Origin of the sequence: Kitasatospora sp. NPDC056800 (assembly GCF_042789775.1) — a bacterium.
Taxonomy (GTDB): domain Bacteria; phylum Actinomycetota; class Actinomycetes; order Streptomycetales; family Streptomycetaceae; genus Kitasatospora.
Genome location: NZ_JBHUAL010000208.1, coordinates 1 through 17322, shown reverse-complemented (window position 1 = coordinate 17322; position 17322 = coordinate 1). Strand labels below are relative to the sequence as shown.

Annotated in this window: 15 protein-coding genes and 2 pseudogenes; 7 read left to right on the top strand and 10 right to left on the bottom strand. The window is 75.2% G+C overall.

Annotation, left to right across the window (positions count from 1 at the left end; all coding sequences use genetic code 11):
* Positions 1–47 precede the first annotated feature (47 nt).
* The 7 genes from ACFRQN_RS33310 to ACFRQN_RS33280 form a co-directional block, all read right to left on the bottom strand.
* On the bottom strand, positions 48–1241 hold the full coding sequence (locus ACFRQN_RS33310) for a cytochrome P450 (protein WP_049649594.1): 1194 nt from the start codon (positions 1239–1241) through the stop codon (positions 48–50).
* On the bottom strand, positions 1238–1840 hold the full coding sequence (locus ACFRQN_RS33305) for an ATP/GTP-binding protein (protein ID WP_380744105.1): 603 nt from the start codon (positions 1838–1840) through the stop codon (positions 1238–1240). Before ACFRQN_RS33305 ends, ACFRQN_RS33310 begins: the two co-directional genes overlap by 4 nt.
* Before the next feature lie 70 nt (positions 1841–1910).
* Positions 1911–2264: a DUF742 domain-containing protein gene (locus ACFRQN_RS33300; RefSeq protein ID WP_049649592.1), complete on the bottom strand. Its 354-nt coding sequence runs from the start codon at positions 2262–2264 to the stop codon at positions 1911–1913.
* Positions 2261–2692, bottom strand: a complete 432-nt coding sequence (locus ACFRQN_RS33295) for a roadblock/LC7 domain-containing protein (RefSeq protein WP_049649591.1) — start codon at positions 2690–2692, stop codon at positions 2261–2263. Before ACFRQN_RS33295 ends, ACFRQN_RS33300 begins: the two co-directional genes overlap by 4 nt.
* Entirely contained in the window at positions 2689–4599 is a 1911-nt protein-coding gene (locus ACFRQN_RS33290; RefSeq protein ID WP_380744101.1) for an ATP-binding protein, read from the bottom strand. The genes ACFRQN_RS33295 and ACFRQN_RS33290 overlap by 4 nt, the downstream gene beginning before the upstream one ends.
* 107 nt (positions 4600–4706) lie before the next feature.
* Positions 4707–5717, bottom strand: a complete 1011-nt coding sequence (locus tag ACFRQN_RS33285; protein WP_049651288.1) for an MBL fold metallo-hydrolase — start codon at positions 5715–5717, stop codon at positions 4707–4709.
* A 220-nt stretch (positions 5718–5937) separates the two neighbouring features.
* Positions 5938–6897: a GNAT family N-acetyltransferase gene (locus tag ACFRQN_RS33280; RefSeq protein ID WP_380744099.1), complete on the bottom strand. Its 960-nt coding sequence runs from the start codon at positions 6895–6897 to the stop codon at positions 5938–5940.
* A gap of 268 nt (positions 6898–7165) precedes the next feature.
* Here ACFRQN_RS33280 and ACFRQN_RS33275 point away from each other — a divergent pair.
* From ACFRQN_RS33275 to ACFRQN_RS33260, 4 genes and pseudogenes are all read left to right on the top strand, one after another.
* Positions 7166–8499 (top strand): annotated as a pseudogene (locus ACFRQN_RS33275) (DUF692 domain-containing protein).
* Positions 8500–8616: 117 nt separating this feature from the next.
* Positions 8617–9693 (top strand): TIGR04222 domain-containing membrane protein, encoded by a 1077-nt coding sequence (locus ACFRQN_RS33270; protein ID WP_380744097.1) that lies wholly within the window; start codon positions 8617–8619, stop codon positions 9691–9693.
* A gap of 89 nt (positions 9694–9782) precedes the next feature.
* Entirely contained in the window at positions 9783–10565 is a 783-nt protein-coding gene (locus ACFRQN_RS33265) for a TIGR04222 domain-containing membrane protein (protein WP_049651285.1), read from the top strand.
* A 65-nt stretch (positions 10566–10630) separates the two neighbouring features.
* Complete coding sequence (locus ACFRQN_RS33260) at positions 10631–11218, top strand: hypothetical protein (protein ID WP_380744095.1); 588 nt, start codon at positions 10631–10633, stop codon at positions 11216–11218.
* 35 nt (positions 11219–11253) lie between these two features.
* On the opposite strand, the gene hemQ is transcribed toward ACFRQN_RS33260, so the two are convergent.
* A complete protein-coding gene (gene hemQ, locus ACFRQN_RS33255; protein ID WP_049651284.1) occupies positions 11254–11979 on the bottom strand; it encodes a hydrogen peroxide-dependent heme synthase in 726 nt (241 codons plus the stop codon).
* Positions 11976–13406 (bottom strand): protoporphyrinogen oxidase, encoded by a 1431-nt coding sequence (hemG, locus tag ACFRQN_RS33250; protein ID WP_380744093.1) that lies wholly within the window; start codon positions 13404–13406, stop codon positions 11976–11978. The genes hemQ and hemG overlap by 4 nt, the downstream gene beginning before the upstream one ends.
* A gap of 473 nt (positions 13407–13879) precedes the next feature.
* Between hemG and ACFRQN_RS33245 the strand changes: the two genes are divergently transcribed.
* Positions 13880–14320, top strand: a complete 441-nt coding sequence (locus ACFRQN_RS33245; protein ID WP_380744103.1) for a DUF523 domain-containing protein — start codon at positions 13880–13882, stop codon at positions 14318–14320.
* Between the two features lie 39 nt (positions 14321–14359).
* On the opposite strand, the pseudogene hemE reads toward ACFRQN_RS33245, so the two are convergent.
* Positions 14360–15370: pseudogene (hemE, locus tag ACFRQN_RS33240) on the bottom strand (uroporphyrinogen decarboxylase); the annotation flags it as partial.
* 235 nt (positions 15371–15605) lie between these two features.
* Here hemE and ACFRQN_RS33235 point away from each other — a divergent pair.
* Both ACFRQN_RS33235 and ACFRQN_RS33230 read left to right on the top strand, forming a co-directional pair.
* Complete coding sequence (locus ACFRQN_RS33235) at positions 15606–16268, top strand: DUF3000 domain-containing protein (protein WP_380744091.1); 663 nt, start codon at positions 15606–15608, stop codon at positions 16266–16268.
* A 320-nt stretch (positions 16269–16588) separates the two neighbouring features.
* A complete protein-coding gene (locus ACFRQN_RS33230) occupies positions 16589–17305 on the top strand; it encodes a response regulator transcription factor (protein ID WP_049651279.1) in 717 nt (238 codons plus the stop codon).
* Positions 17306–17322 lie beyond the last annotated feature (17 nt).

Sequence of the window (17322 nt, the reverse complement as noted above, 5' to 3'; positions counted from 1 at the left end):
GACACGTACAGTGTCCGGGCCTCCGCGCCGTCCGGGCCCGTCCGGGCCTACCCCTCGACCGGTGCGAAGCGGACCGGGAGGTGCGTCAGGGCCCGGTGGAACGGGCCCGGGCGCCAGAGCAGGTCCTCGGCGGGGGTGGACAGTTCGAGGTCGCTGAGGCGGCTGCCCAGCTGCTCGATGGCGGTGATCGCGATCAGCAGGGCCGGGTCCCGGGCCGGGCAGGCGTGCGGGCCGGCCGCCCAGGCCAGGTGGGCGCTCTCGCCGCTGCGCAGCCCGCCGCCGTCGGTGGGCGGCGCGGCCTGGGAGTTGGCGGCCGCGTACGAGACCAGCACCAGCGTGCCCGCCTTGATCTCGCGGCCGTGGAAGGTGATGTCGTACCGCGGGTAGTGGGCCGAGAGGTTGGCCATCGGCGGCTCGTGCCAGAGCACCTCGTCGATCGCCTGGTGGGCGGTCATCGCCCCGCCGAACAGCGAGCCGGCGTAGCGGGCGTCGGTGAGCAGGCGCAGCAGGGCGTTGCCGATCAGGTTGGTGGTCGGCTCGTGCCCGGCGATCAGGGTCAGGGTGATCTGCCGGATCACCTCGTCGTCGTCCAGCCCGACCGGGTGGGTGACGTACATCGAGGTGAGGTCGTGCCGGGGGCGCTCGCGGCGCTCGGCGACCATCGCGGTGACCACCGCCAGGAGCTTCCCGTACGAGGCGCCGGCCCGGGCGGTGGACTCGATCAGCCCGGTGATCGCGTCCACCACCTCCTCGCGCTGCTCCTGCGGCACGCCGAACCAGGTGGTGAGCGCGAAGGCGGGCAGCCGGCGGGCGTACTCGGCGATCAGGTCGGCGTGCCCGACGGCGGCGAAGCGGTCGATCAGCCGGTGCGCGGTCTCGGCGACCTGGCGCTGGAGCCGGTGCGGTTCGAACAGCGCGAGGGCGTCTGTGATCACCGCCCGGTAGCGCGCGTGGGTCTCGCCGTCGCTGAACAGCGCGGTCGGGCGGTAGCCGAGCACCGGCAGCAGCGGGGAGTCCGGCGGGACGGTCCGCTGCCAGGCCCGGGAGTCCTTGGAGAAGGTGTCGGTGTCGCGCAGCAGGTCCAGCGCGGCCTGGTAGTCGGTGACCAGCAGGGCCTCGACGCCGGGCGCGATCTCCACCGGGGCGACCGCGCCGTGCCGCCGCAGCCGCTCGTAGACCAGCTGGGGGTCGGCGGCGAAGACCGGGCCGTGGATCGGGGTCGGGCGGGACTCGACGGTCACGGCTGCTCCGGGGTGGCGGGGTCCGAGGTGACGGGGTCCGGGCCGGCGGGGTCCGGGCCGTCGGGGGCGGCGGGCAGGGCCTCCAGGACGTGCTCGGCCAGCGCGATCAGCGCGTCCAGGCTGCTGTCGCGCTCGCGCGCGTCGCAGAGCAGCAGCGGGGTGGCGGCGTGCAGGTCCAGGTGGGTGCGCAGCACCTCGACCGGGTGGTCCGGCGCGTCCGGGAAGCGGTTGACGGCGACGGCGTACGGCAGGCCCTGCTCCTCGACCATGTCCATGATCTCGAAGGAGTCGGCCAGCCGGCGGGTGTCGGCGAGCACCAGGGCGCCCACCGCGCCGCGGGCGATGTCCTGCCAGAGCGGGAAGAAGCGGCGCTGGCCGGGGGTGCCGAACATGTAGAGCACCACGTTGCCGGGCAGGGTGAGCCGGCCGAAGTCGACGGCGACGGTGGTGGTGGACTTCCCGGGTACGCCCGCCAGGTCGTCCACCGGGCGGCCGGTCTCGGTCATCGCCTCCTCGGTGTGCAGGGTGGCGATCTCGGAGAGGGTCCGGATGAGGGTGGTCTTGCCGACCCCGAACGGGCCGGCCACCACCAGTTTCATCAGCGTCTGGTCCTGGTCGGGCAGGTAGCCCACCCGGCTCTGGTCTTCCGGTTCCGGCCGGGCGGCCGGGTCACCGGAGCGCACGGAGTCCAACGAGGAGCCTCTCGACGATGGAGCGGTCGGTCTGCTGGGCGCGCGGGATCGGCGCGCGGGCGTGCAGGCAGCCCGCCTCGACCAGGTCGGCCGCGAGGAAGACGGTGGCGCTGACCGGCAGGCTCAGGTGCGCGGCGGCCTCCACCACGGTCAGCGCGCCGGGGCGCAGCAGTTCCCAGAGCCGGCGGTGTTCGGGGTCGAGCGCCTCCGGCGGGTCCGCGCGGTCGGCGAACAGCACGGTCAGCCGCTCGAAGCCCTTGGTGCCGGGGCGGCTGCGGCCGCCGGTGGCCAGGTAGGCGGGCACCATCCGCCTGCGGGGGACGGCGGTCATGACCGGACGTCGTCGTCCTGCCGCCGGGTCGGGCTCGCGAGCGCGCGACCGAGGGCGGCGACCTGCAGCTGCATCTGGTAGGCGACGTTGCCGAGTTGGGCGTCCGGCGAGGTGAAGACGGCGAGCGAGGTGTTCTCCCCGGCGGGCACCACGACGGCGTAGCCGAGGTCGGACTCCACCACGGTCTGGGCCAGCCGGGGCCGCTCGACGTCGGTGAACGCGGCGGTGAAGGCCCGGGCGGCGGCGTGCACGGTGGCGGTCATCGCGGCGACCCGCTCGGCCGAGGCGCGCTCCAGGCCGTCCGAGGCTCCCTCGACCAGGCCGTCCCCGGTGGCGATGACGGCGTGCAGCACCCCCGGGAGCTCCAGCAGCGGGGTCAGCACCCACGAGATCTCGTCGGTGGCGGTCGGGCTGGGCGTGCTGCTCACTGCTCGGCTCCTTCTGAGGTCGGACCGGTGCTCGGGTCACCGGGGTCGCGGTCGGCGGTGGTGTCGCCGGGGGTGGTGGCGGTCGTACCGGTGGTGCTGTCGCTGTTTCCGGGGGCGGTCCGGCCGGGTGCGGAGCCGGCGGCCTCCTCGCGCTCGGCCCGGGCCACGGCGGCCCGGCCGGAGTCGGTGCCCTGCTGCAGCGCCTGCCAGTGGGCGGCGGCCTGCTCGGGGGTGCGCGCGGCCGCGCGGGCGGGGGCGGGCTTGGCGGCGGCCGGCCGTACGGCGGCGGGCTGCTCGGCGGCCAGCGGACGGCGGCGGCGCCGGGTCGGCAGGCCGGTGCCGTCGTCGGCCGCGGACGCGTCCGTCGAGGGGGTGTCCGTCGCGGGGGCGTCCGGGCCGGGCTCGGCCGGGACGGACGCACCCGCCTGGCCCTCCCCCGCCGGGCCGTCCGCGACCGGGCCCTCCGCGACCGGGTCGGGCACCACGCGGATGGCCGGGGCCGGGTGCGGGCCCGGCTGGTTGTGGCGGTCGGCGAGCCGCGGGCCGTCCTGCTCGTCCGCGTCGCGCATCGGCGGGACGGCCGCGACGGTGGGCGCCGGGGCCGGGCCGGAGCCGGCCCGCAGCGGCAGCGGGGTGAGCACCGACAGCGGCTGCTCGTCGTCCACGACGGTCACCAGCGCGGCCGGGATGCGCAGGATGGTCCGCATGCCGCCGTACGGCGAGGGCTCGATGTGACAGGAGAAGCCGTACTGGCGGGCCAGCTTGCCGATCACCGCGAAGCCGGTCTTGGGCGGGTTGCCGAGCTCGGTGAGCAGCATGTCGGGCGGGCCGGCCAGCAGCCGGCGGGCACGGCGCAGCTGGTCCTCGTCCATGCCGATGCCGCTGTCGTCGATGATCACCAGCGCGCCGCGGCCGCCCTGCTGGACGGTGACCGGGACGTCGGTCTCCGGATGGGAGCAGGCGGTGGCGTTGGCGAGCAGCTCGGCGATGGTGACGGCGATCGGCTCGGCGGCCCGGGCGACCACGGCGAGGCGCTGCTCGCGCAGGTGGTTGGCGACCTTGATCCGGGCGTAGCCGGGCACCCGGGAGAGCGCGCCGACGACCACCTCGGCGAGCGGCGAGTCGGTGCGGGCCAGTCCCGGCCAGGCCTCGCAGAGCACCGCGATGGTCTGGATCCGGCGCAGCGCGACCTCGTTGCGGAAGTCGACCTCCAGCAGCCGGGGGTCGTCGTTCTCGTGCTGGAGCTGCTGGACCAGGCTCTGGATCTGGTACAGCAGGGTCTGGATCCGGGAGGTGGCGCCGCGCATGGCGGCGCGGGCGGCGGCGTCCACCCGCTCGCGCTCGTCGGCGAGGGCGGCCTGGGCGGCGTCCAGGACGCCCTGCAGCGCCCGGACCGCCTCCGGGCCGACGGCCTGCGGGTCCAGCGGGCCGACCAGCGGGGCGTTGCCGTGGGTGAGGCGTACGGCGGTGGCGGCGACCCGCTCCTGGGCGAGGTGGCCGATCTCGGCGAGCAGCGCGGTGCCGCGCGCCTCGGCCTCGGCGAGCGCGCGCTCGGCCTGCTCGGCCCGGGCGGTCGCGGCGGAGCCCTGCTGCATGGCGTCCCGGACGGTGTCCTGCGCCTGCCGGGCCGCCTCCTGCGCCTCGCGGACGCTGTCCTCGGCGGCCCGGGTGCGCTCCTCCGCCCGCCGGGCCTCCTCGGCGGAGCGCCGGGCGGCCTCCTGCGCGTCGCGCTGCTGCTGCTCCGCGCGGGCGAGCCGGCCCTCGGCGGTCCGGGCGCGCTCCTCGCCCCGGCCGAGCGCGGTCTCGGCGGTCGTCGCCCGGGTGACGGCGACGGCCCGGCCGCGGGCGAGCACGGCCGCGGCCGCGGCGGCGACCAGCGCCAGGACGATCAGCGCGATCTGCGTCATCGAAGTCCTCGGGGGTGCTTGCGGGGTGGACCGGGTGGTGCGGCCGGGACGACCGGGGGGCGGGCCCGGACGGGATCAGGATCGGGCGGTGCCGGGCCCTGGCGGGGTCAGGGCCGGGCGGTGCGCGGGCGCTGGGCGCGGGCCTCGTCCTCGGCCAGTTCCCGGGCCACCAGGGCGACCTGGCCCAGGGCCTCCAGGGCGCCGGGGGCCGCCGAGCCGTCCAGGTGCCGGTACTCGGCCGCGACGGTGATCACCAGCCGCTCGGGCAGGCCGAGTTCGGGGTGGCGCTGCTCGGCTATCACCCGCCGGGCGGCGTCCAGCGCGGGTATCCCGGCGGCGTGCAGGGCGTGGGCGCGCTCGCGGACGTAGGCGAGGTAGCCGATGTGCTCGCGGACGCCGTCGCGGTCGAGCACCGGGCCGTGGCCGGGGACGAAGATCTCCGCGCCGGTGGCCAGGGCCTGCTCGCAGGCGCCGATGACGTTCTCCAGCGGTCCGGCCCAGTGCGAGGGGTGGTCGCCGGGCTGCTCGGGCGTCGAGGAGAAGATCACGTCGCCGGTGAACACCGCGCGCTGGTGCGGGAGGTGGACCAGCAGGTCGCCGCCGGTGTGGGCGGCGGGCAGGCTGGTGATCCGCACCGGGTAGCGGCCGACGGTCAGTTCCAGCTCGCCGGTGAAGACGGTGTCGGGGCGCACCGGCTCGGTGCCGGACCAGTCGAACTGCCCGAAGTGCTCCTTCAGGTAGCCGCCGAGCGGCGAGTCCGGGTCGCTGTTGGTGACCAGCGCGTGCTGCTGCTGCGGGGTGGGCTCCCAGTGGATGTGCTCCAGCGCCTCGCGGGTGGCGATCACCTCGGCGTCCGGCAGCACCCCGGCGCCCCACAGGTGGTCCCCGTTGGCGTGGGTGACGACCACCCGGTCGACCCCGACCCCGTCCGGCAGCAGCCGCCGGCTCGCGGCGAGGAACTCCCCGGCCATCGAGGGGTCGTACGGCGTGTCGATCCAGAGCGCGGTGGTCTCCGAGGCCAGCAGGCCGCAGTTGGCCAGGCCCCACCCCCGCTTCGGCGGGAGCCACACGTACAGGTCCTCGGCAATCGCGCTCACGTTCGCACGGCTGATCGTCATGTGCGCGATTATGCCCAGGTCGTGACAGGAGTGGAGCAAAACCATTACAGTTCAAGCCACTTCGCGCCCGAAGCAGCCCGGGCTGTCCCGATTCGTCCCACGTGGTCTGGACCACATCTGGCCGAAGTGGCCCGGCCCCCGCCACTGCGAAACCGGGGGCGAAACGGGCACGGCCACAGGTGCGGGCGCGGGCCGCGTCCGGGGACGCGGCCCGGCGGCGTCAGGCCCCCTGCTCCGACGGCCGCCCCAGCCGCTTGATCCCCTTGCGCTCCGCCGCGCAGCGCTCGTAGCCCAGCCAGGCGTTGATCGCCAGCATCGGCCCGTTGGTCGTGTCGTTGCTGGTGTACGCGTGCCGGAGGCCCGCCGCGGCGGCGAGCCGCAGGGACTCCAGCTTGGCCGACTTGGTCAGCCCGCGGCCGCGGAACTCCCGGTGGCAGGCGGTGAACGCGGACCAGTAGCGGTCCACCCCGTCGGTCTGCGCCATGCTGAACGCGGCCGGCCGGCCGTCCACCACGGCGACGACGCTCAGGGCCAGGTCCCGGTCCGGCCGGTTCCAGTCGTCGCGCAGCCAGTCCTCGTACTCCAGGGCGTCCATCGGCACCTCGCTGCCGGGCTCGTCCAGGATGGCGTCCGCCTCGACCAGGAACACCGGGTGCGGGTCGGCCGCCCAGTCCGCGGCCGGGCGCAGCTCGACGCCGGGCGGCAGTACGGACGCCGGCGGCAGCGGCAGCGCCAGGTCCCGTCCGGCGAACTGCATGGTGCGCCCGAGCCGGTACCCCCGGGCGGTGGCGAAGGCCACCGAGGCGGGCTCGTCGTCCATCCAGGTGTGCAGTTCCGTCACCCCGTGCCCGGCCAGGTGCCGTTCGGCCGCGGCCAGCAGCGCGGTGGCCGCGCCGCGCCGCCGGAACCCGGGCAGCACACTGCCGTTGGCGTAGCCGACACCCGCGACCGACGTCCCGAGCACCACCCCGCAGCGCACCGCGCCGACCACCCGGCCGTCCAGCTCGGCGACGAAGGTGCGGAAGTGCTCCTCGGGGCTCGGCCGGCCGTTCAGCCAGAGCAGGGTCTCGGCGGAGAGCACCAGGTGCTCGCGCCCGGCCCGGTGGGCCGCGGCCACGGCCTCGGCGTCCTCGGGGCGGAAGTCCCGGATCGTCAGGGGGGAGGAATTCGAAGAAGTCATGGATTCCCACGCTAGCCGCGCCCACCCGCCCGGCGCCTCCGATTTATCCGCCGGAGGGCACCCCCACCTGCGGGGGACGGCCCGGGCTCGGGACCCAAGTCCCTCACGACCGGAACGACATGCTCAAATAATGCTCTGAGAAGACCGGGTGAGGCTTGGCAGCCACCCCACCCGGGGACATCCTCAGCAACACGGCCGCACGGGTCCGGCGACGACGCCGCACCGGTCGACGGCCCTCCCACCCGGCCCTCCGAAGGGGGCGAAACCGATGACTTCCCCTGCCCTGGCCACCGCGCCCCAGGACGCCGCACCGCTGGCGACCGCGCCCCGGGACACCGCCTCCCGGGACGCCGCGCCCCGCCTGGGCGTCGGCCTCGGCTGGCGCGGCGAGATCGACACCGTGGTCGAGCGCCAGCCCGGCCTGGACTGGGTCGAGGTGGTCGCCGAGAACATCTGCGCCGACCACCTGCCCGACTCCCTGACCGTCCTGCGCGGACGCGGCGTCACCGTCGTCCCGCACGGCGTCGGCCTCGGCCTCGGCGGCGCCGACCTGCCCGACCCCGCCCGCCTCGCCCGGCTCGCCGAGGCCGCGCTGGCGCTCGGCTCCCCGCTGGTCACCGAGCACCTGGCGTTCGTCCGGGCCGGCGGCCTGGAGGCCGGCCACCTGCTGCCCGTCCCCCGCACCCGGGACTCGCTGCGGGTGATCGCCGAGAACGTCCGGATCGCCCAGGACCAGCTGCCGGTGCCGCTCGCCCTGGAGAACATCGCCGCCCAGCTCGCCTGGCCGGACGACGAGTTCACCGAGGGCCAGTTCCTCGCCGAGCTGGTCGAGCGCACCGGCGTCCGGCTGCTGATCGACGTCGCCAACCTGCACACCAACCGGGTCAACCTCGGCATCGACCCGGCCGCCGAGCTCGACCGCCTGCCGCTGGAGGCGCTCGCCTACGTCCACGTCGCGGGCGGCACCCTGGTCGACGGCGTCTGGCACGACACCCACGCCCACCCCGTCACCGAGCCGGTGCTGGAGGTGCTGGCCGAGCTGTGCGCGCGGACCGCGCCGCCCGGGGTCCTGCTGGAGCGGGACGCCAACTTCCCGCCGCCCAGCGAGCTGGCCGGTGAACTGGACGCCATCCGCCGGGTGCTGGAGGGGAGCACCCGACGATGACCGACCTGACCGGGACCGCGCGGGACACCGCCGACCAGGACCTCGCCGCCGCCCGGCGGCGCCTGGCCCGGCGCCAGGAGGAGCTGCTGGCCGCCCTGGTGGCCGGCGGCCCCGTCCCGCCCGGCTTCGACGAACGCCAGGTCCGCGCCCAGTCCACCGGCCTGGCCGCCAAGCGGCGGGACACCACCGCCAAGGTGGCCCCCGACCTGCCCCGTACGCTCGGGGCGGGGTACGGGCCGCTCTTCCTCGACTACGCCCGCTCCCACCCGCAGACCGGCGGCTACCGGGCCGACGCCCGGGCCTTCGCGCAGTGGGTGCTCACCGACGGCGGCCCGCTCGCCGCCGACCACCGCCGGGCCCTGGAGCAGTGGCTCCACCCGGCCCCCGTACGACCGCCGGGCCCGCTCACCCGCCTGCGCCGGGCCCTGCGCCGGTAGCCGGTAGCCGGTAGCCGGTAGCCGGTAGCCGTCGACTGTCGGACACCCGGCCGGCCGTCGGCGACCGCGGGGCCACCGGGCCCTGACGAACCATCACCACCTCGGGGGGAACCGCCCATGTGGCACAACAGCTACTTCATCGTCCCGGCCGTCCTGCTGGCGGCCGCCGCGGTCCACGCGGTCCGGACCCGGCAGCGCATCGGCCAGGTCCGGTACGCCAAGGGCCTGCCCGGCCGCGGCCTGCCGCTGCTCGACACCGCGTTCCTGTCCGGCGGGCCGGCGCGGGTGTTCGACACCGCCCTGGTCCGGATGCACATGAGTGAGCAGGCCGTGGTCAGCCGCTCCGGCCTGGTCACGCTCACCGGTGCCAAGCCGTACGACGCCGTCGACAAGGCGGTCCAGGACGCCGTCGGACCGACCGGGAGCCGTCAGCTCGGCCCGCTGCGCCGCACCGTGATGCGCTCCACCGCCGTCCAGGAGATCGGCGACCGGCTCGCCGACCGCGGCCTGATGCGCCGCCCCGAGCGGCTGCGGCGGGCCCGCACCGCCCGCCGGCTGCTCTGGCTCGCGCTGCTCCTGGTGGCGGCCTCCATGGTGGCCGCCCCGCTGCTCGACGACGGCGCCGCCGGCCACGAGCGCCCGAAGCTCTGGATCCCGGTCATCCTGCTGATCGTGGGCGTCGTCTCGCTGCTCGTCACCCCGCTCGTCAAGAGCCGGATCACCCCGGCCGGGCAGCGCCAGCTGTCCCTGATGCAGGGGCCGTGGAAGCCCAATGCCGGGGTGTCGCCGCGGCTGGCCGGCGGCGCGCTGCTGGGCGCGCTCGCGCTCGGCGGCCTGGCCGCCGCCGGGCTGGGGGAGCCGGAGCTGGAGGCCGCGATGCTGGCCGCGTCGACCGACGACGAGGAGTTCTTCCGGCAGGCCACCGCCGCGAACGGCTCCGCGACCTCCTCGTCCTCGTCCTCGTCCTCCTCCTGCTCCTCCGGCTCCGACGGCGGCTCCGCCGCCTGGTGCGGCTCCTCCGACTCCGGTTCCTCCGGCTCCTCCGGGTCCGGCTGCGGCTCGTCCGGCTGCGGGTCCTCCTCGTCGAGCTGCGGCTCCTCTTCCTCCAGCTGCGGCTCCAGCTCGTCGAGTTGCGGCTCCTCGTCGTCCTCCAGCTGCGGGTCGAGCTGCGGCGGTGGCGGCTGCGGCTCCTGACTCCGGCGGCACCCGGCGGAAGTCACAGTTCGGTATCGCGAACCGGGAAGGCGTTCCGCGCGCAGTCGGCACAGGCATACAACAAGCCCATGTGGTTGCTGTTCCTCATACCGGCCTGTGTCGCGGCTGTCCTGTCCTGCGTCCGACTGGTCCGGATGACCGCCACCGCCGACGCCCTCGCCGACCAGAGCGGCCTGCGGCCCCCCGAAGCCGTGGGCATCGGCCTGTACGAGACCGCCTACCTGGCCGGCGGCCCGGGCCGGGTGGTCGAACTCGCCCTCGTCCTGATGGCCGGCCGCGGACGGCTCCACCTGGCGCACACCGGCTGGACCACCGTGGTCGACCCCAGGGGCCGCAGCCGCCTGGAGCGGGCGGTCATCGCCACCGTCGGCCCCGAGGGCCAGTGCCGCACCGACGAGCTGCGCCAGGCGGTCGCCGAGCACCCCAACGTGCTGGAGATCGGCGCCCGGCTCGCCTTGGCCGGCCTGGCCACCCCGGCCCTGGTGCAGCGCAACACCGTGGTGGTGATCCGGCAGGTCCGGCACGCGCTGCTGCTGTCACTGCTCCTGCTGGCCGCCTCGCTGGCCCTCGACGGCTTCACCGGCGGTGACACCCTCGCCCCGCTCGCCTGGTTCTCGCTGCCGCTGGTGCTCACCTCCGGCACCCTGCTGATGGCCCGCGTCGACGTCTACCCGTACACCCGCTGGGCCTCCCCGATCGGGCAGGAGGTGCTGCGCGAGGTCCGCCCGGCCCGCCAGCGCGGCCTGGCCGACGACGAGGAACGCGAACTGCTCACCGCCGTCGCCATGAACGGCCCCGCCGCCCTGCCCGACGCCCGGCTCCGCGCCGCCCTGCGCCCGCACCGCGGCTAGGGCCGCGGCCAACAGCCGGGAAAACCGGCTGCGCCGACCCCTCCCACCAGGGCAGACTCCCGCCCATGGACCAGCACCACCACGCCGTACTCGACCGCGCCCGGGCCGAGGGCCGGCTCGTCCGACTGCACCGGACCCTCCCCGGCGCGGACCGGCTGGAGGGCTTCGTCCTCGGCACCGGCCCGGTCTGGACCCTGCTCGCCACCTGCACGGACCACCGCCTCGACGGCTGGAGCGCCGTCCGCACCGCCGGCCTGCGCAAGGTCCGTGACCGGGGCGGCGAGGAGGGCCTGACCGTACGGGCGCTGCGCCGCCGCGGCCTGTGGCCGGTCCGCCCGCCCGGCGCCGACCTGCCGCTGGACGACCTGCCCGGGCTGCTCACCGCCGCCTGCGCCGAGTACGGCCTGATCACCCTGCACACCGAACACCTGGATCCGGACGTCTGCCGGGTCGGCACCGTCACCGGGCTGCGCCCCCGCTCACTGCGGCTGCACGAGGTCGACACCGAGGCCCGCTGGTACCCGGAGCCGACCAAGTACCGGCTCCGCGACGTCACCCGGGTCGGCCTCGGCGACCACTACACCTCCGTGCTGCGCGAGTTCGCCGGTCCGCGACCGGACCGCGACGGCACAGAGGCCGGTTCCCCTGTGTGACACGGGGGAACCGGCCTCCGGGAGCCGTGGGCCGCTCAGACCAGGCCGTTCAGCAGCTCGCTCACCGGCTTGCGGCGCCCGGTGAAGAACGGCACCTCCTCGCGGACGTGCAGCCGGGCCCGGGAGGGGCGCAGGTCGCGCATCAGGTCGACGATCCGGTGCAGCTCGTCCGCCTCGAAGGCGAGCAGCCACTCGTAGTCGCCGAGCGCGAACGAGGCCACCGTGTTGGCCCGCACGTCCGGGTAGCCGCGCGCCATCTGGCCGTGCTCGGCGAGCATCGCGCGCCGCTCGGCGTCCGGCAGCAGGTACCACTCGTAGGAGCGGACGAACGGGTACACGCAGACGTAGTCGCGCGGGCGCTCGTCGGCCAGGAAGGCCGGGATGTGCGACTTGTTGAACTCGGCCGGGCGGTGCAGCGCCATGTTCGACCAGACCGGCTCCAGCAGCCGGCCGAGGCCGGTGCGGCGGAAGCGGTTGTACGCCTCCTGGAGGTCGTCCGAGTCGGCGGCGTGCCACCAGACCAGGATGTCGGCGTCCGCGCGCAGACCGGAGACGTCGTACGTACCGCGCACGGTCACGTCCTTGGCGTCCAGCTGCGCGAACAGCTCGTCCACCTCGGCGGCCAGGGCGGTGCGGTCCTCGGGCAGGCCGCCCTTGAGCTTGAACACCGACCACATGGTGTAGCGGATGACCTGGTTCAGGTCGCGCGCCTTCTTCTTCTCGGGCCGCTGCTCCGGCTCCCGCTCAACGCTCTCAGTCATGCGCCCATTGTCCTCTCCGTGGAACCTTCCCCGGTCGCCGGGGTCAGCAGTCTGTCGACGGCGGCCGCGGCGGCGGCCGCCGAACCGATGCACGCCGGAATGCCCACCCCGTCGTACGCGGCGCCGCACAGCGCCAGCTTGCCCACCCGCCCCGCCGCCGCCCGCACCCGGGCCACCCGGTCCAGGTGCCCCACCGGGTACTGCGGCAGACCGGCCGAGAACCGCGAGACGAAGGTGTCGTACGGCCGGGCGGTCAGCCCGATCGCCTCCCTGAGGTCCGCCAGCGACCGCGCCACCAGCTCCTCGTCCGGCAGCCCCAGCGCCTCCTCCTCGCGGTACCGGCCCAGCGAGGTGCGCAGCAGGAACGCGTCCGGCGCGGAGCGCTCCAGCCAGCCCCACTTGTTCGAGGAGAAGGTCGACGCCTTGATCTGCCGCCCGTCCACCGGCGGCACCAGGAAGCCGCTGCCGCTCGGCGGCTCGGCCAGGTCGGCGCGGCGGAAGGCCAGGGTGACCAGGGCCATGCCCGCGTACTCGACGGCGTCCAGCTCGGTGGCGGCCGCCGGGGCGTCCTCGCGCAGCAGCCGGGCCGCGGCGGGCGCCGGGACGGCCAGCACCACGGCGTCCGCGTGCAGCACCTCGCCGCCGGTCACCACCCGCCAGCCGTCGGGGGTGCGGCGCAGCTCGTCCACCGGGGCGTCGGTGCGCAGGTCCACCCCCGCCCGGATACAGGCCGCGGCGACCGCGCCGGGCAGCGTACCGAGACCGCCGCGCAGGCCCTGGAACACCGGGGTGCCGACCACCTTCGGCCGCGAGGCCAGCTCGTGCACCCCCGCGACCAGCGAGCCGCCGTCACGCGCGATCGACAGCAGCTGCGGCACGGCGGCGCGCAGCGAGATCTCCTCGGCGCGGCCCGCGTAGACGCCGCCGAGCAGCGGCTCGACCAGCCGGTCCACCACCTCCTGGCCCAGCCGGTCGGCGACGTAGCGGCCGATCGCGACGTCGTCGCCGACCTCGGTGCTCCGCTCGTGCCGGGCCCGCTCCAGGCCCTCGTCGGTCAGCACCCCGGAGGCGGCCAGCGCCTCCAGGTCACCGGGGACGCCCATCACCTGCCCGCCGGGCAGCGGCCGCAGCGCGCCGCGGGTCCAGATCGCGGCCTTCGCGGTGGTCGGCGGCTCCAGCTCCCCGCCGAGCCCGACCGCCCGCGCCAGCTCCACCGCCTCCGGCCGCCGGGCCAGCACCGACTCGGCCCCGAGGTCCACCCGGACCCCGCCGACCTCCCCGCCCCACAGCTTCCCGCCGACCCGCCCGGACGCCTCCAGCACCGTCACCCGCGCCCGCGCCGGCCCCCCGGCCGCCCCGCTCAGGAAGGCGGCCGCAGCCAGCCCCGCGATCCCACCACCGACGACGACGACCTGTGCATCCGACATGCTCCGCAGTCTCGCAGACCCTTACACCGGACCCTCAATCCGCTGCACACCCGAAAAGAGCAGGCCGGTGACCGTCGCTCCCGGTACGGTCCCGACCGAGAGGAGGCTGCCCTGTGGTGTACCTGTGGGGCGAGGCGGTCCGGTGGGTGGACGACGAGCCGCAGCCCGGGGTGGTGGAGGTCTGTTTCACGGACGCGGACGGCCGACGGTGGTCGATCATCGGGAAGACCGCGATGTTCGGGACGGACCAGGCCCTCGGGCCCGGCGCGTGGATCGAAGCGGACTCGCCGTTCCCGTTCCCGGCCGACATCGACTGCACCGTGCTGGGCCCGGCCGCCGGGCACGCGGACGAAGTCGTCACGGTGTCCATCTGGCAGCCGCACCATCTCCAAACCGTGTGCGGGCGGCGGGAGTTCCCGATGCGGAGGGACCAGCTCTTCGAGGAGTGAGCCGGCCGCCGTAGGCTCCACCGCATGGAACCGATCGTGGTGAGTGCGTGTCTGGCCGGGATTCCCTGTCGGTACGACGGGCGGGCGAAGACCTCCGACGGCGCCGTGCGGCTGGTCGAGGAGGGGCGGGCCGTGGTGGTGTGCCCGGAGGGGGCGGGCGGGCTGCCGACGCCGCGGCCGCCGGCGGAGATCGTGGGCGGGGACGGCGGGGACGTGCTGGACGGGCGGGCCCGGGTGGTGGACGCGACGGGCGCGGACTGCACCGCGGAGTTCCTGGCCGGTGCCCGGGCGGCGCTGTCCGCCGCCGAGGAGGCGGGGGCCCGGCGGGCGGTGCTGATGGCGCGCAGCCCGTCCTGCGGCTGCGGTCAGGTGTACGACGGGACGTTCTCCGGGGAGCTGCGCCCGGGTGACGGGGTGACGGCGGCGCTGCTGCGCCGGGCCGGGATCGAGGTCACGGCCGGGTAGTGGGCCCCCGGAGTCCGGGGGGCCCCCCCCCGGAGGTGAGCGGGGGCGGGGCTCGTGGACGAAGGCGACGAGGCGGCTGAGCGCGTCCGGGTCCATGGACGGCAGCACGCCGTGGCCGAGGTTGAAGATGTGGCCGCTGGTGCCGAGCGCCTGGGCGGCGTGCAGCACCTCGCGGGCCTTGGTCTCGACGACCTTGGTGGGCGCGTACAGCACCGCCGGGTCGAGGTTGCCCTGGAGGCCCTTGCCCTGGCCGACCCGCTCGGCGGCGACGTTCAGCGGGACCCGCCAGTCGACGCCGACGATGTCGGCTCCGGCCTGGCCCATCAGGCCGAGCAGCTCGCCGGTGCCGACGCCGAAGTGGATCCGCGGCACGCCGTACCCGGCGACGGCGTCGAAGACCTTGGTGCTGGACGGCATCACCGAGCGGCGGTAGTCGTCCGGCGCGAGGGCGCCGACCCAGGAGTCGAACAGCTGGACCGCGGAGGCGCCGGCCTCGATCTGCACCTTGAGGAAGGCCGAGGTGATGTCCGCGAGCCGGTCCACCAGGGCGGCCCACAGCTCGGGCTGCCCGTACATCATGGCCTTGGTGTTCTCATGGTTCTTGGACGGGCCGCCCTCGATCAGGTAGCTGGCCAGCGTGTACGGCGCGCCGGCGAAGCCGATCAGCGGGGTCTCGCCGAGCTCGTCCACCAGCAGGCCGACGGCCTCGGTGATGTAGGGGACGTCGTCGGGCTCCAGCGGGCGCAGCCGCTTCAGGTCCTCGGCGGTGCGGATCGGGTCGGCGATGACCGGGCCGATGCCGGGCTTGATGTCGACGTCGATGCCGACGGCCTTGAGCGGCACCACGATGTCGCTGAAGAAGATCGCGGCGTCCACCTTGTGCCGGCGCACCGGCTGGAGGGTGATCTCCTTGACCAGCTCGGGCCGCATGCAGGACTCCAGCATGGGGATGCCCTCGCGGACCTTCAGGTACTCGGGCAGCGAGCGGCCGGCCTGGCGCATGAACCACACCGGGGTGTGCGGCACGGGCTCGTGCCGGCAGGCGCGCAGGAACGCCGAGTCGTGCGCGGCGCCGCGGCGCCCGGGGGTGGTCGGGCCGTCGTGGGTGGCCGCCGTGCTGTCTGCCGTAGTCTCGCTCACCGTCAAATCTTCGCACGCGTGCCGGGCCCGGTTTCCCGGCCGGTCTCGTCGGTTCCTCCAAGATCTGTCCGGGTTTGCCGTTCCGGCACGCCGCTGGGAGAGAAGTTGCGGCGATAACCCCGTTCTTCGACCTAGTCTTCGGGACATGGCAGCGGTCGGAGGGCACCCCGCACAGGGTGGCGGAGCAGGTGGCGGAGCGGGTCGCGAGGGGGCGCCGAGCGAGTTCCGGGCGGCCGTGGCGGCCCTGGACGGGGCCCGGTTGCGGCCCGAGGTGCAGCTCTCCCCCGCGCCGGCGCCGCGTCGGCTCGCCCCGTACTCGTTCGCGGTGACCGCCTCGGTCGAGGTGGACGGCGAGGAGCTGGCGGACGGCCGGCTGGTGCTGCTGTACGACCCGGCCGGGCAGGAGGCCTGGAACGGGGAGTTCCGGGTGGTCACGATGACCCGGGCCGAGCTGGAGCCGGAGATGGCCGGGGACCCGATGCTCTCCGAGGTGGGCTGGGCCTGGCTGCTGGACTCCCTGCAGGCGCACGCCGCCGGGTTCGCGGAGCCGTCCGGCACGGTGACGCTGGCCTCCTCCCAGTACTTCGGGGGCCTGGCGGACCGCCCGTCCTCGACGGAGATCGAGATCCGGGCCTCCTGGACCCCGGCCGACGGCCGCTTCGAGCGGCACCTGGCGGCCTGGGGGGACCTGCTGTGCGTCAGCGCCGGCCTGCCGCCGGCCGCCCCGGCTCCGCAGGGTACCGCCGAGGTTCCTTCACTCGGTGGAGTGGTCCCGATGCCGGCCCGGCGACGCCCGCGGTCGCACTGACGGGTGGTGTGCGGCTCCGGCGGCACCCGGGGGCCGGACGCCACCCCCAGGGCTGACGGAGTGTGACTTCGGACCCGCTCTGCGTCAATTCATCGGTCGATACCGACCGATCGGCACCGAATCTGATCGATTTTGTGCGAATACCAGGCATGTCGCATCAATCATTTGCGCGATTTGTCCGTATTGTTACTCACTAGATCGTGATCTTTCGCTAAAGCCGGGCACGGATGCTGCCGAAGCAGTCTGTGACCCTTTCCCAACGCGGAACACTCCGACCGCCCCCATCGGGGTTCCGTCCGCCACTCCCCGCAGGAGGCCTGGTGTCGGTCCTTCTTGAGCACCCCGCAAACGTGGTCGCCTACCGGCCGACCAAGCCCACCGCCATGGTGGTCATCGCCGATCCCCGTGTCCGAAACACCGTCACCCGCCACCTGTGGGCCCTCGGTGTCCGGGACGTGATCGAGGTGTCCTCCATCGCCGAGGCCCGCCCACGGGTCTCCACCCCCCGCGACATCTGCGTCGCCGACGTCCACCTCCCGGACGGATCCGGGCTGACCATCCTCGCCGAGACCCGCGCCGCGGGCTGGCCCAACGGCCTGGCGCTGTCCGCCGCCGACGACATCGGCGCGGTCCGCAGCGCGCTGGCCGGCGGCGTCAAGGGATACGTGGTGACCGGCACCCGGACGAACGTCGCGATGCCGGGCCGCCCCGGGATGCCGCTCGGCGCCGCCGGGCTGGCCGGCCGGATGCGCCGCCCCGGGATGCCGGGCATGCCGGGCGCGGCCGGAGCGCCGGGCGCCCCCGGAGCCCCTGGTGCGCCCGGCGCGCAGCAGGCCGCCTACCGCGAGCTTTCCGGCCGCGAGGTCGAGGTGCTGCGGCTGGTCGCCGAGGGTCAGTCCAACAAGGCGATCGGCGTGGCGATGGGCCTGTCGGCGCTCACCGTGAAGAGCCACCTCGCCCGGATCGCCCGCAAGCTGGGCACCGGCGACCGCGCCGGCATGGTCGCGGTCGCGCTGCGCACCGGCATCATCCACTGAGCCGGACGCTCCGGACC

Coding starts and splice junctions, on each gene's coding strand:
- ACFRQN_RS33305 (WP_380744105.1), bottom strand. CDS start 1,840: ATGAAACTGGTGGTGGCCGGCCCGTTCGGGGTCGGCAAGACCACCCTC.
- ACFRQN_RS33300 (WP_049649592.1), bottom strand. CDS start 2,264: ATGACCGCCGTCCCCCGCAGGCGGATGGTGCCCGCCTACCTGGCCACC.
- ACFRQN_RS33290 (WP_380744101.1), bottom strand. CDS start 4,599: ATGACGCAGATCGCGCTGATCGTCCTGGCGCTGGTCGCCGCCGCGGCC.
- ACFRQN_RS33285 (WP_049651288.1), bottom strand. CDS start 5,717: ATGACGATCAGCCGTGCGAACGTGAGCGCGATTGCCGAGGACCTGTAC.
- ACFRQN_RS33280 (WP_380744099.1), bottom strand. CDS start 6,897: ATGACTTCTTCGAATTCCTCCCCCCTGACGATCCGGGACTTCCGCCCC.
- ACFRQN_RS33270 (WP_380744097.1), top strand. CDS start 8,617: ATGTGGCACAACAGCTACTTCATCGTCCCGGCCGTCCTGCTGGCGGCC.
- ACFRQN_RS33265 (WP_049651285.1), top strand. CDS start 9,783: ATGTGGTTGCTGTTCCTCATACCGGCCTGTGTCGCGGCTGTCCTGTCC.
- ACFRQN_RS33260 (WP_380744095.1), top strand. CDS start 10,631: ATGGACCAGCACCACCACGCCGTACTCGACCGCGCCCGGGCCGAGGGC.
- hemQ (WP_049651284.1), bottom strand. CDS start 11,979: ATGACTGAGAGCGTTGAGCGGGAGCCGGAGCAGCGGCCCGAGAAGAAG.
- hemG (WP_380744093.1), bottom strand. CDS start 13,406: ATGTCGGATGCACAGGTCGTCGTCGTCGGTGGTGGGATCGCGGGGCTG.
- ACFRQN_RS33245 (WP_380744103.1), top strand. CDS start 13,880: ATGGAACCGATCGTGGTGAGTGCGTGTCTGGCCGGGATTCCCTGTCGG.
- ACFRQN_RS33235 (WP_380744091.1), top strand. CDS start 15,606: ATGGCAGCGGTCGGAGGGCACCCCGCACAGGGTGGCGGAGCAGGTGGC.